Raw genomic sequence first — 241 nt, 5'->3', positions numbered from 1 at the left:
TGCGGTTTGATGCGTTCTTTAATTGTACGGCGAACACTGCTTGGTGAGCAGTGACAGACGCGGGCAATTAGTTTACCGTTTAAGCCTTCTTTGGCAAATTCCATGATTTGGTTTTTTAGTTGACCGGATAAGGTTTGATTATTAGCAGTTAAATTGGTTGTAGCGCCAAAAGTAGTCTGACATTGGCGACAATAGTAACGCTGTTTCCACAATTCAAGTTCATAGCGAATACCATTTAAAC

1 pseudogene is annotated in these 241 nt (G+C 40.7%); it reads right to left on the bottom strand.

Going from position 1 to position 241, the window contains the following annotated elements:
- Window positions 1-241: pseudogene (locus H5S41_RS00505) on the bottom strand (ISL3 family transposase); the annotation flags it as partial.

Source organism: Limosilactobacillus albertensis, from assembly GCF_014145555.1.
GTDB classification, from domain to species: Bacteria; Bacillota; Bacilli; order Lactobacillales; family Lactobacillaceae; genus Limosilactobacillus; species Limosilactobacillus albertensis.
This window is presented reverse-complemented; position numbering and strand designations above follow the sequence as displayed.